This is a genomic window from Bacillus sp. FSL R9-9834, assembly GCF_038006905.1.
Classification (GTDB): Bacteria; Bacillota; Bacilli; order Bacillales; family Bacillaceae_G; genus Bacillus_A; species Bacillus_A pacificus.
Genome location: NZ_JBBOWD010000001.1, coordinates 3274946 through 3296129 on the forward strand (window position 1 = coordinate 3274946; position 21184 = coordinate 3296129).

19 protein-coding genes and 1 pseudogene are annotated in these 21184 nt (G+C 34.0%); 9 read left to right on the forward strand and 11 right to left on the reverse strand.

The genetic code is table 11. The features are described from left to right. Window positions 1-19: 19 nt before the first annotated feature. From MKY00_RS17030 to MKY00_RS17040, 3 genes are all read right to left on the reverse strand, one after another. A complete protein-coding gene (locus tag MKY00_RS17030; protein ID WP_016718156.1) occupies window positions 20-1006 on the reverse strand; it encodes an agmatine deiminase family protein in 987 nt (328 codons plus the stop codon). Between the two features lie 332 nt (window positions 1007-1338). Further along, window positions 1339-2496 (reverse strand): agmatine deiminase family protein, encoded by a 1158-nt coding sequence (locus MKY00_RS17035; protein WP_016718157.1) that lies wholly within the window; start codon window positions 2494-2496, stop codon window positions 1339-1341. Window positions 2497-2783: 287 nt separating this feature from the next. Continuing rightward, entirely contained in the window at window positions 2784-3911 is a 1128-nt protein-coding gene (locus MKY00_RS17040; protein ID WP_016718158.1) for a serine hydrolase domain-containing protein, read from the reverse strand. A gap of 258 nt (window positions 3912-4169) precedes the next feature. On the opposite strand from MKY00_RS17040, the pseudogene MKY00_RS17045 reads away from it, so the two are divergent. Further along, window positions 4170-4400 (forward strand): annotated as a pseudogene (locus MKY00_RS17045) (hypothetical protein). Window positions 4401-4498: 98 nt separating this feature from the next. Here MKY00_RS17045 and MKY00_RS17050 read toward each other — a convergent pair. Continuing rightward, window positions 4499-5719, reverse strand: coding sequence for an MFS transporter (locus tag MKY00_RS17050; protein WP_016718159.1), 1221 nt, complete (start codon window positions 5717-5719; stop codon window positions 4499-4501). 107 nt (window positions 5720-5826) lie between these two features. On the opposite strand from MKY00_RS17050, the gene MKY00_RS17055 reads away from it, so the two are divergent. From MKY00_RS17055 to MKY00_RS17065, 3 genes are all read left to right on the forward strand, one after another. Further along, complete coding sequence (locus tag MKY00_RS17055; RefSeq protein WP_016718160.1) at window positions 5827-6678, forward strand: LysR family transcriptional regulator; 852 nt, start codon at window positions 5827-5829, stop codon at window positions 6676-6678. Continuing rightward, window positions 6671-7180, forward strand: coding sequence for a DUF3916 domain-containing protein (locus tag MKY00_RS17060; protein WP_016718161.1), 510 nt, complete (start codon window positions 6671-6673; stop codon window positions 7178-7180). Before MKY00_RS17055 ends, MKY00_RS17060 begins: the two co-directional genes overlap by 8 nt. 92 nt (window positions 7181-7272) lie before the next feature. Beyond that, on the forward strand, window positions 7273-7950 hold the full coding sequence (locus tag MKY00_RS17065) for a YdcF family protein (RefSeq protein WP_016718162.1): 678 nt from the start codon (window positions 7273-7275) through the stop codon (window positions 7948-7950). 43 nt (window positions 7951-7993) lie between these two features. Here the strand turns inward: MKY00_RS17065 and MKY00_RS17070 are convergent, their stop codons facing one another. The 5 genes from MKY00_RS17070 to MKY00_RS17090 form a co-directional block, all read right to left on the reverse strand. After that, window positions 7994-8938 (reverse strand): glycerophosphodiester phosphodiesterase, encoded by a 945-nt coding sequence (locus tag MKY00_RS17070; protein ID WP_016718163.1) that lies wholly within the window; start codon window positions 8936-8938, stop codon window positions 7994-7996. A 350-nt stretch (window positions 8939-9288) separates the two neighbouring features. After that, window positions 9289-9885 carry a hypothetical protein gene (locus MKY00_RS17075; protein ID WP_016718164.1) on the reverse strand — a complete coding sequence of 199 codons (597 nt, stop codon included), beginning with the start codon at window positions 9883-9885 and terminating at the stop codon, window positions 9289-9291. Beyond that, window positions 9886-12192: an RNA polymerase recycling motor HelD gene (gene helD, locus MKY00_RS17080; RefSeq protein ID WP_016718165.1), complete on the reverse strand. Its 2307-nt coding sequence runs from the start codon at window positions 12190-12192 to the stop codon at window positions 9886-9888. Window positions 12193-12243: 51 nt separating this feature from the next. Then, window positions 12244-12828, reverse strand: a complete 585-nt coding sequence (locus tag MKY00_RS17085; protein ID WP_016718166.1) for a TetR/AcrR family transcriptional regulator — start codon at window positions 12826-12828, stop codon at window positions 12244-12246. Window positions 12829-13035: 207 nt separating this feature from the next. Beyond that, complete coding sequence (locus tag MKY00_RS17090; protein WP_016718167.1) at window positions 13036-14655, reverse strand: FAD-dependent oxidoreductase; 1620 nt, start codon at window positions 14653-14655, stop codon at window positions 13036-13038. Window positions 14656-15164: 509 nt separating this feature from the next. Here MKY00_RS17090 and MKY00_RS17095 point away from each other — a divergent pair. The 5 genes from MKY00_RS17095 to MKY00_RS17115 all read left to right on the forward strand — a co-directional run bounded on the left by MKY00_RS17095 (window position 15165) and on the right by MKY00_RS17115 (window position 19846). Next, window positions 15165-15560 carry an ArsR/SmtB family transcription factor gene (locus MKY00_RS17095; protein WP_000571883.1) on the forward strand — a complete coding sequence of 132 codons (396 nt, stop codon included), beginning with the start codon at window positions 15165-15167 and terminating at the stop codon, window positions 15558-15560. A gap of 110 nt (window positions 15561-15670) precedes the next feature. Continuing rightward, window positions 15671-16669 (forward strand): NADP-dependent oxidoreductase, encoded by a 999-nt coding sequence (locus MKY00_RS17100; RefSeq protein ID WP_016718168.1) that lies wholly within the window; start codon window positions 15671-15673, stop codon window positions 16667-16669. A 177-nt stretch (window positions 16670-16846) separates the two neighbouring features. After that, the gene (locus MKY00_RS17105) at window positions 16847-18313 is read left to right on the forward strand and encodes a protein adenylyltransferase SelO (RefSeq protein WP_016718169.1); all 1467 of its coding nucleotides are present in this window, start codon (window positions 16847-16849) and stop codon (window positions 18311-18313) included. Between the two features lie 253 nt (window positions 18314-18566). Continuing rightward, on the forward strand, window positions 18567-19661 hold the full coding sequence (locus tag MKY00_RS17110; protein WP_016718170.1) for a Rap family tetratricopeptide repeat protein: 1095 nt from the start codon (window positions 18567-18569) through the stop codon (window positions 19659-19661). Next, window positions 19658-19846 carry a Phr family secreted Rap phosphatase inhibitor gene (locus MKY00_RS17115; RefSeq protein ID WP_061183452.1) on the forward strand — a complete coding sequence of 63 codons (189 nt, stop codon included), beginning with the start codon at window positions 19658-19660 and terminating at the stop codon, window positions 19844-19846. Before MKY00_RS17110 ends, MKY00_RS17115 begins: the two co-directional genes overlap by 4 nt. A gap of 51 nt (window positions 19847-19897) precedes the next feature. On the opposite strand, the gene MKY00_RS17120 is transcribed toward MKY00_RS17115, so the two are convergent. Both MKY00_RS17120 and MKY00_RS17125 read right to left on the reverse strand, forming a co-directional pair. Further along, on the reverse strand, window positions 19898-20107 hold the full coding sequence (locus MKY00_RS17120; RefSeq protein ID WP_061183451.1) for a hypothetical protein: 210 nt from the start codon (window positions 20105-20107) through the stop codon (window positions 19898-19900). Window positions 20108-20454: 347 nt separating this feature from the next. Beyond that, window positions 20455-21060: an FMN-binding negative transcriptional regulator gene (locus MKY00_RS17125; RefSeq protein WP_016718173.1), complete on the reverse strand. Its 606-nt coding sequence runs from the start codon at window positions 21058-21060 to the stop codon at window positions 20455-20457. Between the last annotated feature and the right edge of the window lie 124 nt (window positions 21061-21184).

Genomic DNA, 21184 nt, shown 5'->3' on the forward strand with positions numbered 1-21184 from the left:
TCTTTTGTAAACTTTATTATTAAAACCAATCTAAAAACTTTCTAATTGAAGAACTTTCATTCTGATTGTTCAACCTTTTCATTTTTGAAGGTAACAAATGACTCGGACAATACCACGTTAAACAATTCATTGCGCCTCCCATGGTCGATATTTCTCCTACATGAATTTGAATAACTTGTTTCTCTGTATGTTGTTGAATATATCGTAAAACTTCTCTATCTTTGGCAAGCCCAAACTTAGGGACGTAAAGAGCATCACATGTTTCCAACATATTTATATATAATCCTTTTGCCGACGCTATTTCTTGATCATATTGCCCTTTCTCTGTATATGAGGAAGGAACAACTATAAATTCAGCTTCTGGCATTTGCTCTTGAATAATCTCTTGAACATGATATCTAAATTCATGATCCCCTAAAAAATCACTAATAAACATCGTATGTTCATCAATAAATTTAACCATTCCGTCTGCGTGTGCCAGTACATCTCCTTCTTCAGCAGGAATAATAATAACCCGGCTTACATCTAAATCCCACTCTAATTGCTCAATAATTTCCTCTTCTGTCCAATCATCATTATCATCAAATATGCGTTCTGTTACTATAATGGTATCTTTTTTATTCCAAATCAGATTACCACCATCTAATATTAACGGGGACTTCACATATTCAAAGTCATTCTTTTTCAACCATTTATTAAACTGTTGATCTAAATATCTCCCTTGATCACCTGGCAAATAATTTGGTCGATATTTAAATTTAACAAGATGATTCGTTACAACTGGTGCTACATCTCTTAGCCAAATATCATCATACTCAAAAAAGCTTGTATAAAAGTCTTGTTCTTCAACAGATAAAGAAATAAATTGATCTGTAGCTCCCTTTTTTTTATTTAAATTTTCATTAAAATAAATAATTTCTTCATAAAACGGTTCATAATATTCATTTGATTCATCTGATTCATCTGGTATCGCAGTAAAAATAATTCCCTTTTGTTTTTGTTCCATTTTCTTTCCCTCGCTTTTTTATAGTAATTAAGTAGCCCACTCTTCCTCAACATTTCTTGGGTGGATATAGTACGGTGAAATATTATATATACAAAACCTTAGTTAAGCGAAAGATCGACTATTGACAGGATTTTAAAATACAATATTAAGAATTCATATGAAAGTATGAAATTTAATAATAGAATCATAATCCCTATCATTATGAAGCTAGTTAAGATTATCTCTTTCAATACCGTTACTCCCTTTTTGCAAAAAATAAAACATGACAAAATAGGCAAAGATAATATTCCACCTATTTTGTCTATATAGCAGCATAACGAAATTCCAATCTATTACTTCAATGCAATCGGTTGTTGTTGTGTCACACAATGAATCATACCGCCATTTTTATAAAGCTCTCTCACATCAATACCGACTACTTTACGATCTGGATATAATTTCTGAATCGTATCGTTTGCGATTTTATCATTCGGATCATTATAATTAGGCACCAACACTACTGTATTTCCAATATAATAATTGATATATGACCCCTTATAATCGAGAGTTTTTCCATTTTCTAATACAACCTTTTCTTTACTAAGCGGTAAGTATTCATACTTATATTTTTTTCCTAAAGCATTTTTTGCATCTAACAATGTATCCATATCTTTATTAGATAAACCCCATTCGGCTAGGTCATCTTCTTTCATCGTTACAATGGTAGATTTATTATGGAATTTAGCAAACCCATCAATATGAAAATCAGTAATATCTAAATTAGGCACTCCGTCTAACCAAATAAAGTTTGTCACACCCAGGTCACTTATATATTTTTCAATTTCCTTTTCTGATAAATTAGGATTTCTATTTTTGTTCGTTACCGCACTTCGAGTTAATAAAGCAGTCCCATTGCTGTCTAATTCAATTGCGCCGCCTTCAAGGACAAATTCCCCCCAATCAATTCTTTCAATTCCTGCTTGTTTACTTACATTTTCACGTATACGAGCATCATTTTTGTACGGCGTTTTCTTTCCCCACCCATTAAATGCCGGGTCTAATATTTTCAAATTTTTATTATTGTCATAAACAAAGATTGGTCCACTATCTCGTGCCCATACATCATCAGTAGGAGCGATAAAGAAATCAATTTTATCCATATTCAGTCCTTTATCTATTAAAAGTTTATTGATTCGCTCTTTCTCCTCCTCATCGTATGCAACAATGTGGACTTTTTCCCCCTCAGTTAAAGCACTTGCCATCTTAATCCAAATCGGTTCAACTTCCTGCTTATACTCTTCACCATATGTGTATTCATGAGGCCATTGCAGCCATGTACCTTCATGTTTATCTTTTTCATCTGGCATCGTATATTTTCCGACGGTTTTCTGTATCTCTACTTTTTCTCCCTCTTTCCCCTTAGCATTTTCATTGTTCCCCTCAAAAGAGCATCCACTAACAATCGCTGTAGAGAGTGTAGCTATTAAACAAAACTTTATTGCTTTTTTCATTTTTCTAACCTCCTGTTTGTTACTTCAATAATGTAAAGCTTCACATAGTGTGAAGCTCAAGCTTTTTTACCGATGTAAAATTTACCAATTATTTTTCCACATAAATTCATTACGTATAGATGAACTTCACACATCAACTTTCCTATATTTAACATCCATATCATTTAACTTTCTATACAAAGTTATTCTAATATTCCCCTTTCCTCATTACTTCTTCAGCAAACTTAACATCTCCAAACAAAAAAATCGGTATTGATAATTACATATCAATACCGATTTTCAAATTATTATTTTCCTTCTATTAAATCATTCGCCATTTTCCTAAACTCTTGATTAAATGCATCATTCATACCATTTTGAACGTTAGAGAATAATATGACAAACGTTTTTTTATCCCAGTTAAAATTATTAAAAGTATTCCACCCCGCTAATACGCCGTGGTTATGATAATAATCTGGATACGTATAGAAACTAAATCCATATCTTCTTGCAGGTGATGCCGTAAACATATCTAATACACTTTGTTTAGATAACAGCTTTCCATCCATTATTGCCTCATCTAATCTTTTCATATCTTCAACAGTTGTATACATTTCACCACACCCATACAACCAGTTCATTTTTAAGCGGGGTGCAGCTATTAATTCATTATCTTTTCTCGTATAACCTTCTGCTAAAAAAATATCTTCTGGGAGAGTCGCCCCCATTCCAGATTCATGCATGCCAGCAGAAGTAAAAATATTTTCTTTGACGTATTCAGCGAGCGGTTTATTCGTAATTTTTTCTACAATATATGCAAGCACCATGTAATTATAGTCTGTATATTTCCAGCCTGTCCCTGCAGGAAACTGCAATTTTTGCGCTCCAATCCACGTTACTAACTTTAAACGTGACCCTGCATCCACCCTACCTTGTCCTTGATCTGGCAAGCCAGATGTGTGTGTTAATAGATTTCGTAACGTAATGTTTTTATCTGCTGGAAACGATGGAATATACTTATTTACATTGTCTTCAATGTTTAATTTCCCTTTTTCTTTTAGCTGCATAATAGATATTGCAACGACCGTTTTCGTAATAGAACCAATACGATATTTCGTTCTTGGCGTTGTTACTACTTTATCTTTCACATTTGCATACCCATAACCTTTTCGTAAAATCACATGATCTTTACTAGCTACAAGAACGCTCCCATTAAATCCTTTATCTTTTAAATATTGATCTAGTTTTCCAGCTACAGCTTCATAGCGTTTTTTCTCAGTTGCATCAACTTCTTGCATATCGTCCTTTTGCTTACTATTTAAATTAGAAAATGCCTTTATATCATATTTCTTACCTTTATTTGCATGTATTAGTGCAACGACACTCCCACAAAAAATAGCAAAAACAAAGAAAACGATTAACCATTTCTTTAGCATAATAGGAACCCTCTTTTATATAGTTTCACTTAACGTACATCCATTCTGTTCTATATCTTTTTATTTTCAAATATTTTATAATACTACCTATTATTCACCTAAATGAACTAGATTCCTTTTTCTCATATTCAGTTTTTAGCTACTCTCTATTGTATTTCTTTCTTGCAAAATTTCCACCTTACAATCGGATGCACCCTACTATAATTTCAACATCTTATGTAACATTTGTTACACATGATAAGAAACGGAGTTGTTACGATGAAAAATACTGACAAACGCAATCGCTTAAATGATAGGATGTTTCATTACAGGGTAACAAAAAATAACATAGTTTTAATTGAATATTACATAAAATAGATTATCGTATTAAAAGGAAATGACGCTGACAAATTTTTATACAAAATAAATCATGCACATAATGATACAGAAAAACAACTCATTATGGCTAAAGTAACAGGCAATTTCGAAAGAGGAAATGAGCATAACTGAAAACGAATCTCATTTACATTTTAATTATACAACATATAAAAAAGAAATGTCGCTCATTCGGCATTTCTTTAGACTTTCTTCATAAAAAATTTACATTGCTAACTTTCTTTTATTTTTTTGGTTTTTCTATATAAACTAACTGCTGAGATACATAGTAATACTACTATACACAACCACGCATACGTATACCCTTTCTTATCTACAATATAACCAAACAAAATAGGTGCAACAATAATAGCAATTTGATTGAATGTAAGTGCCAAACTAACTGTTATCCCAACAGAATCTTCCCTCGCCAACTCAGCAACTTCGGCTATAAAAAGACTAAACCATCCAATTGAAAAGAATCCTAACAATGCACTTACACCATACAATACTCCACTCGTTATTGTATGTATACTTATTACTAACAATAGAACCAAACCGATAGAAGCACAGACAGTTATAAATAAAGGTATGCGCCGATTTCCCTTATAAAACACATCACTAATAGCTGCTAATACAACACGGCCAATCATTCCAGAAAAGAACATAACTGAAAATACTGTTCCGGCTACAATAGATGTAATTGATTGTTCCCTTACTAAAAATTTCATGAAGTGTCCAACTAACACCATTTGTAAAGAAATCATGCAAATACCCGCCATATAAATTGGATACAACGCTTTTTTACATATCACTACTTTTAGCTTTGTCCAAAAGGAAATTTTAATATGTCCTTTCCTCGCTTCCTCCTTAACATATGGCTCTTTATAAAACATAAAAAATAATAGCCCTCCAATAATACAAATGCATGCAATACTATTTATCGCGTAAGTCACATTATATTGTATTGTAAGAAACGGGATTAGTACTCCCGCTAACGCGCCACCAATCGGTATACCAGCTTGCCTTATTCCCATCGCTAGCCCACGATTTTCTTTTGGGAACCATTTTAAAATCACTTTACTTCCTCCTGGCTGAGAAACACTATAAAACATTCCTATTAATAAAAGTACAAATAATAACCCATTAAATCCACTTACTATATTAGTTAGTAAAAGCGAACTCCCTAGAAAAAATGAACTGATAGAAATTAATATTTTTTCATTATATTGATCAAGTAGCCGACCGACAAAAAGCATACAAAATAACGGTCCAATATTTACAACACTTACTAACAATCCACTCTCCGTATTCGTAAGCGCATATTCTTCTTTCCAAAATAAAGCGAAAACCCCGACACCATACGTTATAAGTGTCGCTGTTGTTTGAGCAATCGTCGCAACAATTAACATAACCCATTTATAAGTACGATTCACCCTTTCTTCAATCAACATAATAATCCCTCCCCCCTTCCATTGTATGAAAGTTCTGATATCATATAAAATAAAGATTCATCATATAATCCATCAAAAAAATTGATACCTTTTCGGAGGGATGATACGTGGACATAAAAGATTTAACTGTATTTTACGAGGTCGCGAAGGAAAATAATATTTCTCACGCAGCGAAAAATTTGAACTACGTGCAATCAGGCGTAACAATGCGTATGAAACAACTAGAAAATGAATTAGGCGTGCCTTTATTTTACCGTAACGGAAAAGGTGTAACTTTAACTTCTAACGGTGAGATTTTATTAACGTACGCCAAACAAATTATCCACTTAATGGATCAATCTATAAAAGCGGTTCAAAGTAATGGAACTGATCCTAAAGGCACTTTGACAATCGGATGTACAGAATCTACAACTGCGGTAAGGCTTCCCTCTATATTAACGGCCTACTATGAGAGGTACCCAGAAGTCGAATTGATTTTGAAAACAAATACGACTGAACAACTAATTAAGCTTGTATTAGAGCGAAAACTAGACGGAGCGTTTATAGCTGGCTCTACTCAGCATACTGAACTCCATACAACTGTATTTCATGAAGAAGAATTGGTTCTCATTAGTAAAAAACCTTTGTCCTCTCTTACAGACATAGAAGATATGAATTTACTTGCTTTTAGTCACGGGTGCTATTATAGAAGTTTATTAGAAGACTGGCTTCAAGAAGAAGACATCTCACCTAAACGAGTTTTAGAATTCGGGACAATCGAAGCTATACTTGCATGTGTAAAATCAAGTATGGGCGTAGCGATTATGATGAAATCAATTTTAAAGGGGCATGAACATGACGTATCATTCAATCCTTTACCCAATAGCTTCAAAAAAGTTCCTACTACTTTCATTACTAGAAACGATATATTTCGCTCAGCTGCATTACAAAAATTTATGGAGATGACTCACAATGCATGAAAAGAAAATACGTGGTATGAAACGAAAAACAAACACTATGATTAAGCGCATTGAGGAACATACAAAAACGTTCCCTTCTACTTTCTATAACGATGAATATTGGTATATGCCTTTACCAGTTTCTCAAGCTTTTATCGAGTCTCATAAAACACCTAGAAAAGTAAAACGATTATGTATACAAACCTTAATAGATCGAGTAAATCATTTAATAAAAATAAAACCAAGTGATACACATACATATCGAGTTGTTACTATAATTTCTATAGAAAATTTATGGAGATCGCAAATTATCGTATTTAAAAACGATGACTACTTTCAAATTTTTTTCAATAGAAATAATGAATTTCAAACATGGATCCCTCTTTCAATTGAAATTAATTTTTGGGAAACTTGGGGAATTTCAATTTGCCCTACTGCCCAAATGTTGCACTTTCAAGAAGTCATTTATGATGAAGATGCAATCGATAAAAAAGAGATTTGGTTTATTGGAGAGTTATCTTAAAAGGGGTACTTTCAAATGAAAAGCTTCCCTTTTTTCACTTAATAAAATCGCTATATAATAAATTTATTATTTACTATATCGGAGGTTTTCAAATGGTAATACCTAAATATCCTGATGTCCCTACTCTTACGAAAAAACAAATCGATCAAATTACAGAAATCGTTTTTCTAAAAGAAATAACAACACAAAAATGTGATGCTATTTTCGTTTTCGGCGGTTCTCATCCCGGCAATTGGCAAGCTCCTCTAGAAGCTTACCGACAAGGTTTAGGAAATCAAATTATTGTTACAGGTGGTACTAGTTTGCATGGCATGAAACATCCGAGCTGGAATTACGGGGATTTGTCAGATGCAGAAGTAATTGTAAATAAATTAATTGAACATGGCGTACCAAAAGATGCTATCATGTTCGAGAAAAACTCCCTCCATTCTATCGCTAATGTAATAGAAGCGAAAAAGATTTTTGATTTTACAAAGATTAATCGCCTACTATTTGTTTGCAAAAGCTTAGGCGCTGGTCGGCAATACAGAGTATTAAAAAAACATTTACCTAAAACTATTACTTGTATCCCATATACATTTGATACAAGTTTCGATGGTGAGTTTATAATTAATAGATATAATTGGATGGAAAATGAGAAAAGCCGCTCTATGATTTTTGGAGAATACTTGAGAAATATTTGCTACGGTAGAAAAGGCGGCATTGAGCCACCTGAAAATGAGGTTGAAGGTTTAGAAGAATATGTATCCTACTACTATAATCTAGCATAATAGAAAAAGGTATACCAAAACGTCGGTATACCTTTTCTCCTATTTATTTTTCTTTTAACACACTATGTAATCGATCAGGATAATTTGTAAACATTCCTGTAGCACCCCATTTCATTAACAATCTCATATCTGGTTTCTCATTAATTGTATAAGGATGAATTAGCAGTCCATTATTTCTAGCCATTTTCATATATGACTCATCAATAATTAGTTCTCCGTTATCATTACGTAAGTTTGGTCCAATACCAACTGCATACTTTTTAATTTCTTGAAAATCTTCATTTGTTACACGTTTCGGTTCATGTGTAATACCAGACCATTCAACAATTTCATTGTTTTCATTTGGATAATACCAAAGTAGTTGAACTAACGGAATGTTTTTATTCATACTATGAATCTTTGTTAAACTATCTTTACTAAATGATTGAATCATAACACGACTAGAAGACATGTTTTGACCTACTAAATTATATTTATGTAACAACGCTAACAATTTCTCTTCCATTCCTGGATACACATCTGGTGATTTTGTTTCAATGTAATACTTCATGCTTCTTCCGTACTTTTGGAAAATTTCTTCAAGAGTCGGAACCTTTTGACCAACGTACTCTTGCTTAGCCTTTTCTGGATAAGCTTTATTGAACCAAGATCCTGCATCTAAGCTTTTTATTTCACTTAACGTTTTATCTCGTACTTCACCTGTTCCATTTGTAGTGCGATCAACTGCTGTATCATGCATTGCAATCAACTGGCCGTCCTTAGTTAACTGAATATCTAATTCCAAATAATCCGCTTTCATTTTTTTCACAAGATCATAAGAAGCAAAAGTATGCTCAGGTGCATGTCCACTTGCTCCGCGATGTGCAATATTTAAAAACTTATTCGTATTCCATTCATGCTTCCCTTCTGCTTTCGCATGAACAGCTCCCCCAGCAAAGATACTTCCCGTCATAAAGAAGATAACTAACACGCTAATAATTTTTCTCATCCTTCTAATCCTTCCTACGCTGCAAATTTCAACAAGTTAATGAGATTTACACGAAATAGAAGATATACTTTCATCATTTTTATAAGTTTATATTAAAATTCCAATCTTACAAATATAATTCCCCTATGTTATTACTATACTATTTATTTTCCATATCCCCCCTATTCACATGTAACTTCCTATTGATTACAGTTCATCAATAAAAAAAGCCATAAATTATTTAAAGGACACTTCTGTATCCCTAAATAAATTTATGGCTTATCTCACATATCTCCGGCCTCGATTAACTTGTCGAAATTAATCATACCAAACCTATTAATATTTGTGAATATTATTTAAATAGATATTTTCTATACTAAAGCAAACGGCGGCATTAACTGCGGACCCTTTCCCATACGTGCCAACACCCAATCATCGTAATACCACATTTCCGTTTGACGACGACTCATCATATAATCCCAGCGTACTTCACGCTCAAATTCGATGATTTGTCCGTCGCCTCCAATTGTCACCCAGTTAAAACTCCCATTATCATGCATCATTTTCACCCATAAAACAGGAAAAGTAACAATTTCTCCTTCACCTTTATACTGTCTCGTTTGTTTTTCTATACGAATTAAAGTTAAACCACTTGCATATTGTTGATCAACCTTTTCCATTACATCCATTGCTATTTGTTCAGCATCATCTTTACGAGGCAGTTTATTTGAGTATACCGGCATCATATTCGTATAACTTAACAAATACTTATCATTTTGAGTAGTAATGGTTGTAATATGAGCACCGCCATAATGTAACAACTCTTCTGCCTGATAGCGCTTGATGGAAACTTGTACACCGTCACGTAATTCTTCATGCTCCCGTACTAACTTTACATACTTCGGAAGTGGTAATAACATTGACACTTCTTTACTACAATTTTGAAAAGTATTATATTGATTCGCCATTTAACATCTCTCCCTTATATATAATTCTTCTGGAACATGTGTAAGAAATTCCGTTAGCTCCCCGGCATAATATACATATAATTCATGCATCGCCCTCGTACACGCTGTGTAAAATAAACTGCGTTCAGACTCCCTATAATAACTTTCATGAGAAGCATCAAATATAATAACAGCGTCAAATTCTATCCCTTTCGCCAAATAAGCAGGAATAACAACAACGCCTTTCTCATAAGTTGTATTCTCTTTTTTCATAAGATGGACGCGTAATGTATTCCCTATTAAATCCATCACTTTCATACATTCTTCATTTGTTTTACAAATAACTGCAATCGTTTTATGTCCTTTTTCTTCTAACTCTTTCACCTTAAAAATCATATTTTCTACATGCTCTCGTTCATCACTTACTTTTATATAAACGGGCTTCTTACCATCCCTGTTAAAAGCTTCAATATCATTTCCATTTGGAATCATACACTTTGTAAATTCAATGATTGGTTTTGTCGATCGATAACTACGGTTAAGCTTGACTGTTTCTACTTTACAATCTGCAAATAATGCGGAGATAAAATTGTTCTCTCTATTGTAATCATGAGAGAAAATATTTTGATTAAGATCACCAAGTAATGTCCATTTCGCCTTCGGAAATAGTCGTTTTAGAAATGCTAATTGAAAGGATGTATAATCCTGGACTTCATCGATAAATACAAATTTCACAAGATGATTCGTTTTAAAACCTTCAAGTAATTCTTTTAAAAACAAATACGGCGTAACATCTTCATTTGCTAACTGTTTATCCTTCAAACGCTTCACTGTCTGCTTACATATATCTTCCCAGCAATCTGGTACGAAAATATCTTTCTGCTTACTTTCAAATAACTGCTCAAAAATTGCAGGATGATTTACAAAAGCAAATTTTTTCACCTTTCTACGTAGCGAACGAAAATGTTTCTTCACTACATATTTCGTTAATAACTCATGTTCTTTCTCATAATAATCAAATTGATTATCTTTCTCTATTTTTTCATATATGCGATTGTAATCTTCTTTATTTAAATACTGAACTTCTCGTTCCACCCAATCTTTTTTCGCTTCTATCTTTTCAAAATCATTTAACTTCCGAAGAACCCATTCCATTGTAAGTTGCATTCGATTCGGTATAGCAATAGACATGCCTAGATTATAAAAATAATCACATATGGATTTTGCTTTTATAAGCACTTCACCTTTACATGTAACATCATGAAAGTGTAAACCTTTTTCCCCTAGACTTTTCGCGTATTTCTCAAGTAGTCCCATAAATTCAACCGAGGATTTATATTGAATTCCCTTCACTCTAGTTTCATACGTACTTTCATGCTTCTTCGTTAATACGTATTCTAACTGCGCAAATGAATCTTCTACAGTAAAGCTTTTTCCAATCACATGTTCCACATACGCTTGAAAAGTCGTTTGTTGCATATTCTCTTCCCCAAGCTCTGGCAAAACGTTTGCAATATAACTATTGAACAACTCATTCGGAGAAAACAGTAACATTTGATCCGCATGAACCGTGCCGCGGTAATGATACAATAAATAAGCAACGCGCTGCAGTGCCGCTGAAGTTTTCCCGCTCCCAGCAGTTCCTTGCACAATTAACACATCACTTTTATCATTTCGAATAATTTGATTTTGTTCTCTTTGTATTGTCGTTACAATGTTTTTCATTTGTTCACTTGCATTTCGTCCCAGTGCTTCTTGTAATAATTCATCACCTATCGTCACACCTGTATCAAACATACTTTGAATCGTTCCGTTTCGAATCATGTATTGACGTTTTAAAAGCAAATCACCTGAAATCGTACCTATTGGCGCTTTATACTGTGCCCTGCCTAAAGTGTAATCATAATAAAGACTCGAAATAGGTGCCCGCCAATCATATACTAAAAACTCATCATTTTCTTTATCATAAAAAGAGCCGATACCGATATACATTTCATCGGCATCCGCTTCATCATCTTCTTTAAAATCAATCCGGCCAAAATACGGCGTTTCTTTTATTTTCGTTAAAAGGTTATATTCATTTTTCGTATGACGATGTGTATGTTCTCTTTCAGCGAGAAGCTCTGCCTCTTGCCTAATACTCGCCGCCGTTTCAACCGCTTCTTTAATATTATCTATATTTACTTTTACATCTTCCCAAAAGTTTTTTCTAATACTAACAATTTCAGACTTCACCGATCCAACTCGGCCATCAAGCTCTTTCAGTTCTTCATCTACTTTTTCAATGACTATATTTACACGTTTTTTCTCTTTTTTATAATGATTCATATAATCTCCCCTTCTCATACTGTTTGAAAGCCTTATATGATACGTAACTTTTTACTTTCGAAAAATGCCACAGGCAACAATTTCCCATGACTTTTGGAACTCTTCGTTTATCCTCTCTTCTTTCCATCTCTCAGAAAAGGCAGGATGATAAAACACTGAAAGTAACCGAAATAGCGTATGCGCTAAAAACAAACTATCTTGTTTTTCAATCTCATTGCGCTCTATCCCGCGATTTATCACATTCTCCAGTTGTCCAACTAATCTTTCTTCATGCTTTTGAATTACCTTATTCTTTTGCTGCACTAATGAACTATTCAATGTAAACAACTCTTCGTTTTCCAGCAACTCTTTCTTTTTAAGCTGAAATAAACGAAAGAACCACTCTTGTAAAATGCTTTCCGTCTCTCCATCTTTTCCTGCAATTTTCTCAAGCTGATCCGAGTATTTGAACAGCCACCTTTCTAAAATAGCATCGCGCAGCGTGGCCTTACTCCGAAAATAAGAATATAAAGCTGCATGACTAACATCAAGTGACTTCGCAATACTAACAAGTGTCGTTCTGCTCCATCCATATGTCATTAACTCTTTTTCCGCTGCATCTAAAACAACATTTTTCGTTAACGCCTTATCTGTCATTTTTCTCACCGTCCATTTTATTTACATAACAATATCATTCCAAAAACAACTTACATTTTTTATTTTTTGTAAGCTAAGTGCAAAAAAATACTATTTCAATTAGGTTATAAGATTAACACATCCTCTTTCAACTTACAATATTTTTATTTTGTAAGTTGAAAGCATAATAGAAGAATTGCCTTATATAAGACAATTCTTCCTCGTTACTTAAAAATTACATAATAAATGATTCATTACTTCATTAAGTACTGCATCTGGATTTGCTACCTCTTTTTCCAAACGCCATCCTATAAAACCATCTGGTCTAATTAATACAGCTCCGCCATTCTCTATCCCATATAATTTACTAAAAATATCTTCTTGAGCAATAAAGTCTCCACTTCCCCCTACTCGATACAGTTTAATATTTATTCCTAATTTAGATGAAACATCAAATACAGCTTCAGCCCAAGAGCTATTGTCTACTCCAGTAAGTAATACAAAATTGTTACCAAATAAGTCTAATATAGAAGCTTCTTTCCCTTTATACATCCCCCAAAAGTGCGGTGCTCGTGTTCCAGGTCTTCCGTTCAACTCTACGCTATCCATTCTATGTGGAATGACTGAGTCATCTATAATCGCCTCTGAACAATACTGATATCCAACTGTAACAGCTAAACCGTCCATATTATTCAAACTGCCTTCCTCTCTATTCGCAGCACGAAACAGTAAACTACTCGCATAATCTGTCGTTAATTTTGCAACAGGATATCTCTCTTCATGATATGTTTCTAACAATTTTGGTTTTGCCTTGCCTTTTATAACAGCCGCTAATTTCCAAGCTAAATTGTGCGCATCTTGTATTCCTGTATTGGAACCAAACCCTCCAGTTGGCGGCATAATATGTGCAGAATCGCCAACTAAAAAAACGCGATTATCTTGAAATTTTGTAGCAGTACTTTCAGTCGCTTCCCACGGTAAAACACTTACTATTTCTGACTCAACATTTGTACTTCCAATTGCGGTTTGAATAATTTGTTTACAACGTTCTATAGTGAAATCCTCTGGTCTCTCTCCTTTTAATGGATCATAGGATACATGGTAAATCCATCTTTTTTCGTTATCGACTGGAATGAGCGCACCAAGAACTTCCGGATGAAGTACCATAGTAAAACCAAATGCATCTCCTTGTATAAACTCACTTAAATCCGCTTCAAAATAAATATTCATATAATAACCGCCAATGGTTCCACGACCCTCAGTTGTAATCCCTAATTCCTTACGTATTTTACTTTTTGCTCCATCTGCTGCAATTACATAATCACAATGAATAATACTTTCTTCTTCCGTTTCGCGATTCCGAATCGTTGCGATTACCCCTTGCTCATTTTGTTCATAAGAAACTAATTCATGATAAAAAGATAATTCTCCGCCTAATGTTCTCGCTTCTTGTAACATCATCTTTTCCAAAGTAATTTGATAACAAGCAGTTTGTTTTGATGGACTAATCTCTTCTATTTTCTGAAGTAACTTTTCATCATTTTCATACTGATTCGCCCTCATTTGTGCTAATTCTTCCTGATTCGCCTCAGCTATTGTATGAACCGCTATTCTTCCTCGGCAATTTTCTAACGCTTTACCCGCTGATCTAATTCTTTGTTCTAAACCTAATTCTCGAAATAACTCCATCGTACGAAAAGTAATTCCACCCGCTTTTGGATGAATTGCAGTAGACGGATGCCTTTCAATAAGTAAGTACTTAATGTTATGTTTTGCAAGGAATAACGCAGATGCTAATCCTGATAATCCCCCTCCAACAATTAAAACTGGTACATCATTCGATTTCATATATTTATCCTCCACATCATTGTTCTGAGCTCAGTGACATAAATATAATCAAAAAAACAACAAAAATATAGACTTATATTTCATTTTAAAGTATCATATAGATAGATTACGCCCCAAATTACTTTTACTCTTTCATATATCTATAATCCGCTTGTATTATGTATGTATGAAAGAGTAAAACGAAACAACTCACTTTAAAATAATCAAAACATGATAAGCGGTCGTAACCCTAAAAATTATACAGGGTTACGACCGCTTATCATGTTTTGTTCAATGGCTTAACTATCCTCATCTAGAAACAACGTATTATTAAATCATTTTCTATTTTAAAACTTTATCCATTCCAATATGTAATTCTTTTCTACCCCCTTTATCATTTTCAACATAAAAAATTCATTCGTCTCGATTTTCTTTCCCAATATTGCAGTTCATACAACAATCATGTAGCATTACGGTATCGAAATAATGGTCCATCATTTTAAACCTTTCGACTAATTTTTGGAGGTAAAGTGATTGAAATGAATAAACAAGAACAATTAAATGTTATAAAAAAAGATTTTATTGATTCTCAAAAAGTATTATTGGCAATTGGCGATGAAACACGTCAAGCTATTTTGTTAGTTCTCATGGAAACGGAATGTCAAACCGGATTACGTGTAGGAGAAATTACGAAACAAACACACCTTTCTCGGCCAGCGGTATCACATCACCTAAGGATTTTACGAGAAGCCGGTATTATTTTAATGCGTAAAGAAGGTACAAAAAACTTTTATTATATTGATATACGTACAAAATTAAGTTTATTAAAAAATCTTGTATTAGACATTGAAAAGCTATTGCACAACTTTTATCCCACTTTAACGGGCAGTAAGACCCCCACCTCAAAATTCAGCGAAAGCAAATAATTTAGATAGGGGATCAACTGCCCATAAAGGTCCGATTGGTGAGGGCTGATAATCAGTGGGGGATGAAGCCCCCCACAGTTTCATTTAATTGAAATTTGGAGGTATAAGAAATGAAAGCGATGATAATTGATAAATACGGAAAAGTCCCAATGCATATGACAGAGGTACCTACTCCTGAAATAAATGAGTATGAAGTGCTCGCAGAAATTCATGCAGCTAGCATTAACCCAATTGATTTTAAAATACGCGATGGAAAAGTAAAAATGTTACTGAAATATGAAATGCCGCTAATCCTTGGGAATGACTTTTCCGGTGTCATTACGAAGGTTGGATCAAAAGTAACTCGTTTTAAAGTCGGTGATGAAATATATGCTCGTCCAAGAAAAAATAAGATTGGTACTTTCGCGGAATATATAGCCATTCATGAAGATGATATAGCCTTAAAGCCGAAAAATTTAAGTTTTGAGGAAGCTGCGTCAATTCCACTCGTTGGCTTAACATCCTATCAAGCATTACATGACATTATGCACTTACAAAAAGGTCAAAAGATTTTAATTCACGCTGGATCTGGTGGTGTTGGTACTTTCGCAATTCAGTTAGCAAAAATAATGGGTGCTACTGTTACAACGACTGCTAGTGAAGCTGGTGCGAATTTAGTCAAGTCTCTTGGTGCAGATGAAATTATTAATTACAAAACAGAAAAATTTGAAGAAATACTAACAAATTATGATGCAGTATTTGATACAATTGGCGGTACAACACTTGAAAAATCATTCAACATTATAAAAAGCGGTGGCAACATTGTTTCCGTTTCAGGTACGCCGAATGCTCGATTCGGTAAAGAATTCGGTTCAGGATTTTTCAAAACACTCTTATTTTCATTAGCAAGCAAAAAACTTACTGCACTTGAAAAGAAGCATAATGCTCAATATTCATTTTTATTTATGAAGCCAAGCGGAGATCAACTACGTACTATTGCAAACTATATTGAAGCCGGAAAAATCAAACCGGTAATCGATCGAGTTTTTTCATTTGAAGATGCTCAAAAAGCAATGGAATATTCAGAGGCTGGCAGAGCAAAAGGAAAAATAATCGTAAAAATTAAGTAATAATAAAAACTCCATTTTTTAAAATGGAGTTTTTATATTTGCTGTTAAATAGACATAGTGCAGTGAAGTCCTTACAATAGATTGCAAGGGGAAATATCATATTATACTTTTAGCTAATTTTACAAAGAATACATACGTACACATACATAATAAAAAAATAAACAAGGAGGAGATACAATGACTAAAAATAATGAAGCAGGTTGGAATTTAGACAATAGTTATGCTACTTTACCACATTCATTTTATACAGAAATCCCCCCTACTCCCGTAAGTTCACCGGAGTTAGTTAAGCTAAACCATTCACTTGCGATATCTCTTGGCTTTAATCCGGAAGAACTGAAGAAAGAAACCGAAATTGCGATTTTCGCCGGTAATGCACTACCAGAAGGAGCTCATCCATTAGCTCAAGCGTATGCTGGTCATCAATTTGGACATTTTAATATGTTAGGCGACGGTCGTGCTCTTTTAATTGGTGAACAAATTACTCCTTCAGGTAAACGTTTTGACATTCAGCTGAAAGGTTCTGGCCCTACTCCTTATTCACGCCGTGGTGATGGTCGTGCTGCACTCGGTCCGATGCTACGTGAATATATTATTAGCGAAGCAATGTATGCACTTGATATCCCAACTACCCGCAGTTTAGCAGTTGTCACAACAGGTGAGCCAACCTATCGTGAAACAAAGTTACCTGGAGCTATTTTAACTAGAGTTGCAAGCAGCCATATACGCGTCGGCACATTTCAATATGCTGCAGCTCGCGGCTCAATCGAAGATCTTCAATCGCTAGCTGACTATACAATAAAAAGACATTACCCAGAAATTGAAGATCATGAAAACCAATATACTGCATTGCTACAAGAAGTCATAAAGAAACAAGCCAGCCTCATCGCTAAATGGCAACTTGTTGGATTTATTCACGGCGTAATGAATACTGACAATATAACGATTAGCGGTGAAACGATTGATTACGGCCCTTGTGCATTTATGGACAATTACGACCAAGGAACCATATTTAGCTCTATTGATACACAAGGTCGCTACGCATATGGAAATCAGCCATATATGGCCGCATGGGATCTCGCGCGACTAGCTGAATCTTTAATACCAATTCTGCACAAAGATGAAGAAAAAGCATTAAAAATTGCTCAAGATGAAATTTCAAAATTTAGTGTACAGTATGAAAAACAGTGGTTCATTGGAATGAAAAAGAAATTAGGACTATTTCGCAACGAAGAACAAGATCATTCACTTATTGAGCAACTTTTAAAAATGATGGAGAAATATAAAGCGGATTACACAAATACATTCCGTTCATTAACTCTTAATACGTTAGAAAATACCCCTCTATTCGATAGTTCTGAATTTAAAGAATGGTACAAACTGTGGCAATCTCGATTAGAAAGACAAGAAGAATTGAAAGAAAATGCCTACGAAATGATGAAAAATAATAACCCATCAATCATCCCTAGGAACCACCGTGTAGAAGAAGCATTAGAAGCAGCTGTCACAAATGGCGACTATAGCGTAATGGAAAAACTTCTTGAAGCTCTAGCAAATCCTTATGCGTATGCTACAGAGCAAGAAGAATACTGCGTTCCACCTGCGCCTACGAATCGTCCTTATCGAACTTTTTGTGGGACTTGATTGTTTAATATGTAAAAAGGTGTATTCATACAAATTGTGTGAACACACCTTTTTATATCCTCACCTCTCAACTAGAACTTTAAAATACCCCTCCCCGATTTCCTTTCTTTACTCCAAACCAAAATTAATACTATTCCAATCGGCTTACTGAAAAGCTTATTAAACAAATATTGAGAAATAAAAATCGTATTTCTAAATATTGTTATTTTTGATACTATATTTTATAAGAATATTCAAAAAGTGAGGGGATTTCATGAACGTTCAACTACAAGGTAATGAACAAGTTACAAAATTATTTAATGACTGGTATTTAGCTATGCTAAAACAAGATGTGTCCCAGGCGACAAACTTAAAGCATGAAATTGAAGAAAAGCAACTAAACATTACAGAAGATGAAAACTTAGCATTATACTATTCTCTACTAGATTTTCGTTTCAAAGTTTTAACTGATGGTTTAAGTATTACAAAAGACAGTTTCAATAAAATAGATTCTTACGCGATTTCACCTAATCACCAACTTTCTTACTACTATCATTTATTTAAAGCAATTCATGCTACTTTAACAACAAATTATAATTTAGCAGGTGAACATTATGAACATGCTGAAAAGCTATTAGTTAATGTTTCAGATAAACTAGAGGAAGCAGAATATAATTACCGATTCGCTATCTTTAATCAACATTTTTATAAACCGATTGATGCAATTCAGCAAGCAACAAAAGCCAGAAATATTTTCATGACTGAAAATGGGTTTGAGATCAAGTTAGCACTTTGCGACAATATAATAGGTTCCTCATGTGTATTTTTAAAGCAATATGAACAAGCAGAGGAAAAATTCAATTCTGCTCTTTCAATTTTACAAAAACTAAACGAAAAGGATTTAGTTTTAAGCGTTCGCAATAATCTAGGTTGGCTCTATGCAAGTCAAAACCTGTCTTCTCTAGCGATTCGACATTTATCAGAGGTAACAACCAAAGTGCCTACACACTTTAAAGCACTCTTTTTACAAGCCAGAGAGCATTATAAACTTGGTGAAATAAACATTGCTGAAGAACTTATTAAAAAAGGATTGGAAGTTTGTACAGAACTAAGCAATGTTGAATATATACTTCATTTTAAAATTTTACATTCCCTTAACAATAATGAGACAACTGAAGATTTAGAAAATATTATTCTTGAAGGAATTACGTATTTCGACAAAGAATCTTTATATAACTACACTCAAGAATATTCAGAGAAATTAGCAACTAAATTTTATGATGAAAATAATCATGTGAAAGCGAGTGAGTATTTTCATAAAGCGTTACAAGCAAAAGAAAAAACGTTTGAGAAAGGAGCTCTAAAATGATTAAAAAAATTTGTTCTGTCGTTCTAGGACTGTCTGTTATCGGTATTATTTCTATTGGCATAAATAGTTCTTTTACATATCAAGCAAGTCACGCCGATCTCCCTGCACCACAAAGACCTGACCTTGTTCAATCCGTTGACGCAAGTAAAGACTATAACCCAACAACAACTGAAAAGACACTTTAAAAAACGAAAGACCTTCAATTTAGAAGGTCTTTCGTTTTTTAAAGCGCTTATTTAGTTAATGTATTCGAATATTTTTTCATATCCAAATGGTAGTACCAATGACACTATACAGCCTATCATTATTGAAGCACTAGATAAAAGGATAAATTTCCGAAATGATATATCATTCCTCTTGTACCCAGTAAAAGAAGCTTTTATTATAACAAAAACTGTCATCATTATGATAATAGCTGAAAAAGCAGCTACTAAAAACACTTCCATTTTGTTTCCTCCTACAAAACATCCTAACTTTAATTTTACCATTAAATGAGAATAACATAAATAAACTCTTTATTCATACAAGTTTTTCCATATACCTCCGACGGGATTCGAACCCGCACTCCTTTCGTAAGCATAGGCTAAGGGGAACACGCTTCCCTACGGAATTTCACCGACAGGAATTCCACCTGTCTCAGCTTATTTGCTTTTCGGTGCTTCTGAAACCTTCGCCTTGCGACCCGGTGCGACATGTTTTCCGGCGCTCTTCCCTTCTAGAGCTACGGAGGCATTTTTCTTGCAAGTAAAATATATTTCTACAAAATCGGTAAATCACCTTTATTTTCCCAAACTCATTTTGTTTCTTTCATCAATTCCGCAATCCCCTTACTCCCCTCACTACCAACTTTCTCAAGTTTCTCCACAACTAATGCTCTTCTTTCCACAGAATGATTTTGACTTAACTTCGCTTTTCCTTCTATTTTACTAATCTTAATTTTAAAACCAACTATCCCCTTACTTAATCCCACCATATAATTTGGATCTACATCATCAAGTGAGTAGGCACTCTGTGGATCTTCATATGTATGTACTAAATCTTGAAGAGAATTTATTAATTCCTGTTCATCTTCAACAATTTCTAATTCACCATATACATGCACTGCAACGTAATTCCATGTTGGTACTGCATTGTTTGTTTCATACCATGACGGAGAGATGTAACTATGTGGTCCTTGAAATATAGCTAGTACTTGCTGAGTCCCAATATCTTTCCACTGTTCATTCGGCCGTGCGAAATGACCATGTAACGTGAGTGTTTCCCTATTTAACAACAATGGCAAATGTGTTGCATATGGTTCCCCGTTATGTTGAGAAAATAATGTCGCAAAGCTATTTTGTTCCATTATTTCATACTTCACCTCTTCATCTTGTATTGCAAAATATTTTGGTATGTACATAAGCTCCCTCTTTTCCGATCTTTTATTTCTCATTATATTTAAATCTCGTAGCATTCAACAGGGCCAGTTTATATTTGTTTTATAATGGCAGCGTTCTATTTCAAAAGAATAGGCAGCATGTATT

Bases quoted from the DNA above. Each gene is read 5' to 3' on its own strand.
- MKY00_RS17115 (WP_061183452.1), top strand. From the start codon at position 19,658: ATGATTAAAAAAATTTGTTCTGTCGTTCTAGGACTGTCTGTTATCGGT.
- MKY00_RS17120 (WP_061183451.1), bottom strand. From the start codon at position 20,107: ATGGAAGTGTTTTTAGTAGCTGCTTTTTCAGCTATTATCATAATGATG.
- MKY00_RS17105 (WP_016718169.1), top strand. From the start codon at position 16,847: ATGACTAAAAATAATGAAGCAGGTTGGAATTTAGACAATAGTTATGCT.
- MKY00_RS17075 (WP_016718164.1), bottom strand. From the start codon at position 9,885: ATGGCGAATCAATATAATACTTTTCAAAATTGTAGTAAAGAAGTGTCA.
- helD (WP_016718165.1), bottom strand. From the start codon at position 12,192: ATGAATCATTATAAAAAAGAGAAAAAACGTGTAAATATAGTCATTGAA.
- MKY00_RS17050 (WP_016718159.1), bottom strand. From the start codon at position 5,719: ATGTTGATTGAAGAAAGGGTGAATCGTACTTATAAATGGGTTATGTTA.
- MKY00_RS17040 (WP_016718158.1), bottom strand. From the start codon at position 3,911: ATGCTAAAGAAATGGTTAATCGTTTTCTTTGTTTTTGCTATTTTTTGT.
- MKY00_RS17070 (WP_016718163.1), bottom strand. From the start codon at position 8,938: ATGAGAAAAATTATTAGCGTGTTAGTTATCTTCTTTATGACGGGAAGT.
- MKY00_RS17085 (WP_016718166.1), bottom strand. From the start codon at position 12,828: ATGACAGATAAGGCGTTAACGAAAAATGTTGTTTTAGATGCAGCGGAA.
- MKY00_RS17060 (WP_016718161.1), top strand. From the start codon at position 6,671: ATGCATGAAAAGAAAATACGTGGTATGAAACGAAAAACAAACACTATG.
- MKY00_RS17100 (WP_016718168.1), top strand. From the start codon at position 15,671: ATGAAAGCGATGATAATTGATAAATACGGAAAAGTCCCAATGCATATG.
- MKY00_RS17065 (WP_016718162.1), top strand. From the start codon at position 7,273: ATGGTAATACCTAAATATCCTGATGTCCCTACTCTTACGAAAAAACAA.
- MKY00_RS17030 (WP_016718156.1), bottom strand. From the start codon at position 1,006: ATGGAACAAAAACAAAAGGGAATTATTTTTACTGCGATACCAGATGAA.
- MKY00_RS17125 (WP_016718173.1), bottom strand. From the start codon at position 21,060: ATGTACATACCAAAATATTTTGCAATACAAGATGAAGAGGTGAAGTAT.
- MKY00_RS17110 (WP_016718170.1), top strand. From the start codon at position 18,567: ATGAACGTTCAACTACAAGGTAATGAACAAGTTACAAAATTATTTAAT.
- MKY00_RS17090 (WP_016718167.1), bottom strand. From the start codon at position 14,655: ATGAAATCGAATGATGTACCAGTTTTAATTGTTGGAGGGGGATTATCA.
- MKY00_RS17035 (WP_016718157.1), bottom strand. From the start codon at position 2,496: ATGAAAAAAGCAATAAAGTTTTGTTTAATAGCTACACTCTCTACAGCG.